This window comes from Longimicrobium sp., from assembly GCF_036280135.1.
Lineage (GTDB): Bacteria > Gemmatimonadota > Gemmatimonadetes > Longimicrobiales > Longimicrobiaceae > Longimicrobium.
Genome location: NZ_DASURI010000725.1, coordinates 1 through 7,501 on the forward strand (window position 1 = coordinate 1; position 7,501 = coordinate 7,501).

At 70.5% G+C, this 7,501-nt stretch carries 9 protein-coding genes; 4 read left to right on the forward strand and 5 right to left on the reverse strand.

Annotation, left to right across the window (positions count from 1 at the left end):
- From VFZ20_RS23390 to VFZ20_RS23400, 3 genes are all read left to right on the forward strand, one after another.
- A partial coding sequence (locus VFZ20_RS23390) for a phytoene desaturase family protein (RefSeq protein WP_329686377.1) occupies nucleotides 1-366 on the forward strand: 366 nt, incomplete at its 5' end.
- Entirely contained in the window at nucleotides 366-1,109 is a 744-nt protein-coding gene (locus VFZ20_RS23395) for a lycopene cyclase domain-containing protein (protein WP_329686378.1), read from the forward strand. The genes VFZ20_RS23390 and VFZ20_RS23395, both read left to right, overlap by 1 nt.
- A 126-nt stretch (nucleotides 1,110-1,235) precedes the next feature.
- Nucleotides 1,236-2,783 (forward strand): NAD(P)/FAD-dependent oxidoreductase, encoded by a 1,548-nt coding sequence (locus VFZ20_RS23400; RefSeq protein WP_329686379.1) that lies wholly within the window; start codon nucleotides 1,236-1,238, stop codon nucleotides 2,781-2,783.
- A 371-nt stretch (nucleotides 2,784-3,154) separates the two neighbouring features.
- Here the strand turns inward: VFZ20_RS23400 and VFZ20_RS23405 are convergent, their stop codons facing one another.
- The 3 genes from VFZ20_RS23405 to VFZ20_RS23415 all read right to left on the reverse strand — a co-directional run bounded on the left by VFZ20_RS23405 (nucleotide 3,155) and on the right by VFZ20_RS23415 (nucleotide 5,223).
- Nucleotides 3,155-4,417 (reverse strand): RNA polymerase sigma factor, encoded by a 1,263-nt coding sequence (locus tag VFZ20_RS23405; RefSeq protein WP_329686385.1) that lies wholly within the window; start codon nucleotides 4,415-4,417, stop codon nucleotides 3,155-3,157.
- 10 nt (nucleotides 4,418-4,427) lie between these two features.
- On the reverse strand, nucleotides 4,428-4,784 hold the full coding sequence (locus tag VFZ20_RS23410; protein ID WP_329686380.1) for a YciI family protein: 357 nt from the start codon (nucleotides 4,782-4,784) through the stop codon (nucleotides 4,428-4,430).
- A gap of 82 nt (nucleotides 4,785-4,866) precedes the next feature.
- Nucleotides 4,867-5,223: a YciI family protein gene (locus VFZ20_RS23415; protein WP_329686381.1), complete on the reverse strand. Its 357-nt coding sequence runs from the start codon at nucleotides 5,221-5,223 to the stop codon at nucleotides 4,867-4,869.
- A gap of 363 nt (nucleotides 5,224-5,586) precedes the next feature.
- On the opposite strand from VFZ20_RS23415, the gene VFZ20_RS23420 reads away from it, so the two are divergent.
- Nucleotides 5,587-5,901, forward strand: a complete 315-nt coding sequence (locus VFZ20_RS23420; protein ID WP_329686382.1) for a hypothetical protein — start codon at nucleotides 5,587-5,589, stop codon at nucleotides 5,899-5,901.
- Between the two features lie 89 nt (nucleotides 5,902-5,990).
- Here VFZ20_RS23420 and VFZ20_RS23425 read toward each other — a convergent pair whose 3' ends face one another.
- Entirely contained in the window at nucleotides 5,991-6,905 is a 915-nt protein-coding gene (locus tag VFZ20_RS23425) for a ribonuclease Z (protein ID WP_329686383.1), read from the reverse strand.
- 94 nt (nucleotides 6,906-6,999) lie between these two features.
- On the reverse strand, nucleotides 7,000-7,501 hold a 502-nt coding region (locus VFZ20_RS23430; RefSeq protein ID WP_329686384.1), incomplete at its 5' end, for an acyclic terpene utilization AtuA family protein.

A 7,501-nucleotide genomic window follows, 5' to 3' on the forward strand; every position in this document is an offset into this window, starting at 1 on the left:
TGGCCCGACAAAAGGAAGGAATTTGGCGACGCGGTGATCGACACACTTTCCGAGTATGCTCCCAATCTAAGAGACATCATTCTCCATCGGCAGGTAGTCACCCCTTGGGACTTGGAGCAAGAGTTCGGGCTTACTGAAGGAAACATTTTTCAAGGTGAATTGACGTTGGATCAACTTTTCTTTCTCCGCCCTTTGCCCGGCTGGGCGCGCTATCGCACGCCGATCAAGGGGCTTTATCTCTGCGGCGCGGGCACGCACCCGGGCGGCGGCGTGCCCGGCGTGCTGAGCAGCGCCAAGGTGCTGGAGCGCGTGGTGCCGCGGCCCACGCACCGTGCCCCCCTTCCCGCGACGGCGTCGGCGGCCTGATGACGTATCTCCAGTTCCACCTGGTCTTCATCCTCCCGCCGCTGTTCCTGGTGGCGCTCGCGTCGCGCGGGAGCCTGCGGCGGCTGGGCGCGCGCGCGCTGCCGTCGCTGGTCGGCGTGGTCCTGATCGCGCTCGTCTACACGACGCCGTGGGACACCGAGCTCATCCGCCGCGGCGTGTGGGGCTACGGCCCGGAGCGGGTGATGGGGACCATCGGGCTGATCCCCATCGAGGAGTACATGTTCTTCGTCCTGCAGCCGCTGCTGGCCGGCCTGTGGTTCTACCGCCTGGTGCCGCCGGACCTGTCGGACGCCGCCCCGCCGTCCGCGACGATGCGCTGGAGCGGGACGGCCGTGTACGCCCTGCTGGCGCTTCTCGGCGTGTGGCTGCTGCAGCGGCGCGAGGGAACGTACATGGGGATGATCCTGGCCTGGGCCGCGCCCGTGCTGGCCGCGCAGTGGGCGCTGATCGCGGGGCGGATCGCCGCGGCGCCGCGCGCGTTCATCCTGGGCATCGCCGTGCCGACGGCGTACCTGTGGGTGGCGGATGCCATCGCCATTCACCTGGGCATCTGGCACATCTCCAAGACCCAGACGCTGGGCGTGCGCTTTGGCTCGCTGCCGCTGGAGGAGGCCACGTTCTTCCTGGCGACGACGCTGCTGTGCGTACAGGGGCTCACGCTGTTCCTGTTCCCCGCGAAGAAGGCCGTGACCGCCGCCGCGCGCGCCGGCCTGGCTTCGTGACGCACCTGAACTGCATTCTCACACGGCGCTTCGCGAACGGCACTGCGTGAACGGTTTTTTTGATCCGTTACCGTTGACTCCGTTCACGAAGTGCCGTGTGAAACTTCTTTTTCTTCCGGCTTTGGAATGAGACGATCCACGGACTGCGACGTCGCCATCGTGGGCGCGGGGCACAACGCGCTCATCGCGGGCGCGTACCTGGCGCAGGCGGGCTACCGCGTGCGCGTGTTCGAGCGGCGGCGCATCGCGGGCGGAGCCGTCTCCACCGAGGAGATCGTGCCGGGCTACCGCTTTGACTGGGGCGGCAGCGCGCACATCCTCATCCGCAACACGCCCATCGTGGGAGAGCTGGAGCTGGAGCGGCACGGGCTGGAGTACCTGGAGCTGGACCCGCTCTTCTTCGCCCCGTACGAGGACGGCACGGCGCTGTTCATCCACCGCGACGAGGACCGCACGGCGCACGGCATCGACACGCTCTTTCCCGGCGAGGGCGAGGCCTACAAGCGCCTGCTGGACGACTGGCGTCCGTTCGCGCGCGCCGTGAAGGACGCGTTCCTCAGCGTGCCCAGCCCGTGGGAGCTGGGCAAGAAGTTCGTCATGGGCAAGGCCGTGCAGGGCGACTGGAAGCGCGCCCTGCGGACCATCCTGAGCCCGTACGGCGAGGTGGTGGACCACTACTTTCGCGAGGAAAAGGTCAAGACGCCGCTGGTGTGGATGGCCGCGCAGAGCGGTCCTCCGCCCCACGAGCCGCTCACGGCGCCGTTCCTCCTGTGGCAGCCGCTCTACCACGAAGGCGGCATCGCGCGGCCGCGGGGCGGCAGCGGCATGCTCACGCAGGCGCTGGCGCGGCACATCCAGGCGCACGGCGGCTCCGTGCACGTGGGCGCGCCCGTGGAGCGCATCGTCGTGGAGGGAAAGCGGGCCATCGGGATCGAGACGGCGGAGGGCGCCTGCACGGCCCGCGCGGTGCTCAGCGGGGCGCACGTGCAGGAGACGCTGCATCGGCTGCTGCCCGAGGCGCACCGGCCGGACGGCATCGACCGGGTGCGCGTGGGCAACGGGTTCGGCGCGGTGCTGCGGCTGGCGCTCCGGGAGCCCATTTCGTACACGGCGTCGCGGGGGCGCGACGCGCGGGTGGCGCTGCAGCTGCTCTGCCGCGACCGCAGGCAGATCGGCGACGCGTACGCCGACTACCTGCGCGGCGAGCCCACGCGCGATCCCCCCATCGTGGCCATGTCGTTCAGCGCCGTGGACGATTCGCTGGCGCCGCCGGGCGGCGAGGTGCTGTGGCTGTGGGCGCAGTACTATCCGTACGAGCTCAGCGGCGGACAGAACTGGGACGACATCGCGGAGCGCGAGGCGGACCGGATTCTCGATACCTTCGAGAAGTACGCGCCGGGCACGCGCGACAAGGTGGTGGGGCGGATGTTCCAGCATCCGCTGGCGCTGGAGCGCGAGCTGGGGCTGCCGCGCGGCAACGTGATGCACCTGGAGATGAGCCTGGACCAGATGTTCGGCCTGCGGCCCATGGCGGGGATGGCGAACTACCGGTCGCACCTCAAGGGGCTGTACCTCACGGGCGCCAGCACGCACCCCGGCGGCGGCATCATGGGCGCGTCCGGCCGCAACGCCGCCCGCGTGCTGCTGAAGGACCTGGAGAAGCGGAAGGTCTAAAGAATTTTCTCACGCAAAGCCGCGGAGGACGCGGAGTATTTCATCGCGCGATCGAAGTACTCTGCGCCTCTGCGGCTCTGCGTGAGACAAGCAGTTGTCGTTGCGGATGTGATCCGGGAATCGCGGCATCCCGGCCGGAGCGGCTGAAGCCGCCGCAACGACGGCGGAAAGCCTCACAAACTGCGTGAGGCTTCAACTGCGTGATCGCCGCCCCGGTGTACGCCCGGCCGATCGCCGCTGGGGCAGTCCGCGGAGGCGGACTTCGTGCCTTTCCAGCGGCGAATTCATTCGCTCCGGCGGGATGGCGGCCGTCACCGGGTAACGGCGGGGTCACTCACTCCGGCTCGGGTCGCGCCGCGCTGACCGCTACCCTACCGATCCGCATCCCCCATCTCCTCCATCCGCCTCGCCAGGAACCGGCGCTCCGGCTCCTGCCGCGCCAGGGAGAGGGCGCGCTGATACGCATCCCGCGCCTCCGCCGTCCTTCCCAGGCGGCGCAGCAGGTCCGCGCGGGCGGAGTGCGCAAGGTGGTAGTCGGCCAGGTCGCCGCGATCGAGCAGCGCGTCGATGCGCGCGAGGCCGGGGGCGGGGCCGTCGCGCATGGCGACGGCCGCCGCGCGGTTCAGCTCCACGACGGGCGACGGATCGGCGCGCAGCAGCACGTCGTACAATCCCACGATCTGGGCCCAGTCCGTGGCGCCCGCCGTCGGCGCCTCGGCGTGCACGGCGGCGATGGCGGCCTGCAGCGCGTACGGCCCGAACCGCCGCGACCGCAGCGCGCGCTCCGTCAGCGCGCATCCCTCCGCGATCATCCGCCCGTCCCACAGCGCGCGGTCCTGGTCCGCCAGCAGCACCAGCTCGCCGTCCGCGGACGTGCGCGCGGCGCGACGGGACTCGTGCAGCAGCATCAGCGCGAGCAGCCCGTGCACCTCCGGCTCCGGCAGCAGCTCCGCGATCAGCCGGCCCAGGCGGATGGCCTCGCCGGACAGGTCCGCGCGGGTGAGCGACGCGCCGGACGACGCGGAGTATCCCTCGTTGAAGACGAGGTAGACCACGTGCAGCACGGCGTCCAGCCGGTCCGGCAGGTCCGCGCGCGACGGCACCTCGTAGGGGATGCGCGCCCCGCGGATCTTGGCCTTGGCGCGCACGATCCGCTGCGCCAGCGTGGGCGCGGAAGCCAGGAACGCCCGCGCGATCTCCTCCGTCGTCAGTCCGCACACCTCGCGCAGCGTCATGGCGATCTGCGCGTCCGGCGACAGCGCGGGATGGCAGCAGGTAAAGATGAGCCGCAGCCGGTCGTCCTCCACGCCGTCGCCCCCCAGCTCCGACGGGTCTGCCGGGGCTTGATGGAGATGATCGGCCACGTCCGCCGCCCGCGCGTCGAAGCGGGCGCGGCGGCGCAGGGCGTCGATGGCGCGAAAGCGGCCCGCGGAAACGAGCCACGCGCGCGGGCTGGCGGGAACGCCGTCGCGCGGCCACCGCTCCAATGCGGCCGCGAACGCGTCGTGCAGCGCCTCCTCCGCGAGGTCGAAGTCGCCCAGCAGGCGGATGAGCGTGGCCAGGACGCGGCGCGACTCCGCGCGGTAGACGGCATCCAGGGCCCGCCGCGCGTCATCGGCCGCGTCCGCCGCCATCGTCACGGGATCAGCGCGCGGTAAAGTCCACGACCGGACGCACCTCGATGCAGCCGGTGCGCGCGGCGGGGATCATCGCGGCGACCCGGACGGCCTCCTCCACGTCGCGCGCCTCCACCAGGTAGAAGCCGCCCAGCTGCTCCCGGGTTTCGGCGAACGGGCCGTCCGTGACGGACAGCCTGCCCTTGCGAACGCGCACGATGGACGCCGAGGCGGCCGGGTGCAGCGCCTCGCCGGCCAGGTGATGGCCGCCGGCGCGGAGGGCGTCCTCGGCCGCCATGCACTCGGCCAGCCAGGCATCGGCCTCGCCCGGGGGCATGGCATCCCAGTCCCGCTCCTGGTCGTAGATCAGGCAAAGGTACTTCATCGTGGCCCCTGGCTGGATGCGATCGGTTGGAGGGTCGCGTTGAGCCCGGCGCGCGCGCACCGGGCCTTTCACGCCAGCGGGGCTACATCGCGCCGAAGTCGACGATCGGCCGCACCTCCACGCTGCCGATGCGTGCCGACGGGATCTTTGCCGCCACCTGGATGGCCTCGTTCAGGTCCCGCGCCTCGATGAGGTAAAAGCCGCCCAGCTGCTCCTTGGTCTCGGCGAACGGGCCGTCCGTGGTGGACAGCTTGCCGTCGCGGATGCGCACGGTGGTGGCCGTCGCAACGGGCTGCAGCGCCTCGCCGGCGACGTACTGCCCGGCGGCGCGGATGTCGTCCGTGAACGCGTCGTACTCGGCCATCTCCGCTTGGCCCTCGGCCGGGGACATGGCTTCCCACAGCTTCTCGTCGCCGTAGATCAGGCACAGGTACTTCATCGGGAACCTCGCTCGAAAGGGGTAAGACCGCGTGAACACAGATGGTCGAACGGGAGGTGCCGATTTCGACATCGGCCGGCGCGGGAATTTTCGCCCGGCACAATCTTCACCCAAGATCTACGGAGTCAACAGCGGGGGGAGGGATCGGCGAGATGGGACTCGGTGGACAGGCGGGCACCGCGACGAGGCCCCCCACCCGCTCGTCGACTCGCGACCTCCCCTGCTGCGCGGCGTGCCGGCACGTCGAGCAATCCCTCCGGCAAAAACGCTGAACGAACTTGCGACTACCGGTTCAGGACGTTTAGTTGACGTGCGACTCACGGCCGGCGAGGCCGGCCACACGACCAGAACCGGAGGATGACGATGAAGAAGCTTCGCCTGGACGATCTGCACGTCGACACGTTCGCCACGGGCCCGGCGCTCGCCGGCGAGGGCACGGTGCGCGCGCACCTGCCCGGCAGCGGTCCCAGCTACGACCAGCCCTGCGAGCCCATCGATCCCAACTACACGGAAGTGAACTGCCCGCCGTACACGGCCGCCGCGTCCTGCAACGGGACCTGCTATGCCTCGTGCTACGGGAGCTGCAACAGCTGCAACAACACGTGCTACACCTGTTACCAGAACACCTGCATGTACGGCACCTGCTATCCGTGCTACCCGCAGGAGCCCGAGATCTAGCTCCCGGCCGTTCCGGAACGAAAGCAGCGTCCGCGGAGCAAATCTCCGCGGACGCTGCTTCTTCATTCGGGACCCGAACCGGGATCGCGTCAGCTCTCGCGGTACGGCACCTCGATGACCAACCCGTCGTTGGCGGCGACCACGTCGGGAAAGACGGCGCGCGCCTCGCGCTCCAGCGTGCGCGGATCGTCGGCGTAGCGCGGCGAGAAGTGCGTGATGGCCAGCCGCAGCGCCCCGGCCGACACGGCGATCTCCGCCGCCTCGCGGGCGGTGCTGTGGCCTGTCTGCCCCGCGCGGTCTGCCTCGTCCTGCGCGAAGGTAGCCTCGTGGATGAGCAGGTCGGCGCCGCGGGCGTGCTCGCGCGTGCCCGCGCAGGGGCGCGTGTCGCCCGTGTAGACCACGCGGCGGCCGGGCCGCTCGGCGCCCACGATGTCCTCCGGGCGGTAGACGCGGCCGTCTACCTCCACGGCCTCGCCGTGGTGCAGCTTGCCCCACAGCGGCCCCTCGGGAATGCCCAGCTCCCGCGCCTTGTCGGCGTTGAAGCGGCCCAGCCGCGGGTGCTCCACGACGGCGTAGCCCAGCGACGGCCCGCCGCGGTGGCTGGTCTTGTACGGCACGACGTCGTATACGCCGCGCCGCAGGGTATCGCCGGGCGCGAGCTCCGTGATGCGCACCTCGAAGGGAACGCGCTCCACGCCCAGCTCCACGGCCTGCCGCAGGGTGTCCATCGTCCCGCGCGGGGTCCACAGGTCCACGGGTTCCTCGCGGGCCTGCAGCCCCAGCGTGCGCAGCAGGCCGATGACGCCCAGGAAGTGGTCCGCGTGCAGGTGCGTGAAGAAGATCTCGCTGAAGGTGAACCCCGTCCCAAAGCGCATCATCTGCCGCTGCGTGCCCTCGCCGCAGTCGAACATCATCACGTCGCCCTCGCGCTGCAGGATGAGCGACGAGACGTTGCGCCCCACGGTGGGGCGCGCCGCGGCCGTGCCCAGGAAGGTTATGCGCACGGGCCGGCTCCGGACGGAGAGTGCCTAGTGCCCAGTACCAAGTGCCAAGTAACGACTTGGCACTTGGCACTTGTCACTTGGTACTTCAGTTCCCTCATGCCGTCACCACCTCCACCGTCAGCCCGGGCTCGATCTCCGTCTTGGGGATGAGCGCGGGCCAGTACGCCATGATCTCCTGCACGGCCGGGCGGCCGCCGGCAAAGCCCGTCACGGACGGAGGGCCGGCCAGCACCAGCGGCGCGATCTCCTTGGTAAAGCGCTCCACGGCCGCCTTGTCCTGCCCCCGCACGCCCCAGCGCACCGTCACCTCCGGCAGGTCGCGCGGCAGGGGGCCGGCCAGGGGACCGTGCGTGGCGTTCCAGCCCACGAACTCCGTGAGCACCTCGTCGAACCTGAGGCCCAGCCGGTCCAGCCGCTCGCGCAGCACCCGGTCCGCCAGCTGCGCCTTTTCCACGGCGTCGGGCCAGCCGTAGACGAGCGTGCCGACGGCCTTCCAGCCGGACTCGTAGGCGATCGAGACCTTGAGCTTGTCGGTCGCGCCGCGTCCCTTCACGCCGGACACGCGCACGCGGTCGGGGCCCTCCTGCTCGAGCCGG

What these genes read in the sequence shown, in the direction of transcription:
- VFZ20_RS23395 (WP_329686378.1), top strand. Translation starts at nt 366, where the DNA reads ATGACGTATCTCCAGTTCCACCTGGTCTTCATCCTCCCGCCGCTGTTC.
- VFZ20_RS23400 (WP_329686379.1), top strand. Translation starts at nt 1,236, where the DNA reads ATGAGACGATCCACGGACTGCGACGTCGCCATCGTGGGCGCGGGGCAC.
- VFZ20_RS23405 (WP_329686385.1), bottom strand. Translation starts at nt 4,417, where the DNA reads ATGGCGGCGGACGCGGCCGATGACGCGCGGCGGGCCCTGGATGCCGTC.
- VFZ20_RS23410 (WP_329686380.1), bottom strand. Translation starts at nt 4,784, where the DNA reads ATGAAGTACCTTTGCCTGATCTACGACCAGGAGCGGGACTGGGATGCC.
- VFZ20_RS23415 (WP_329686381.1), bottom strand. Translation starts at nt 5,223, where the DNA reads ATGAAGTACCTGTGCCTGATCTACGGCGACGAGAAGCTGTGGGAAGCC.
- VFZ20_RS23420 (WP_329686382.1), top strand. Translation starts at nt 5,587, where the DNA reads ATGAAGAAGCTTCGCCTGGACGATCTGCACGTCGACACGTTCGCCACG.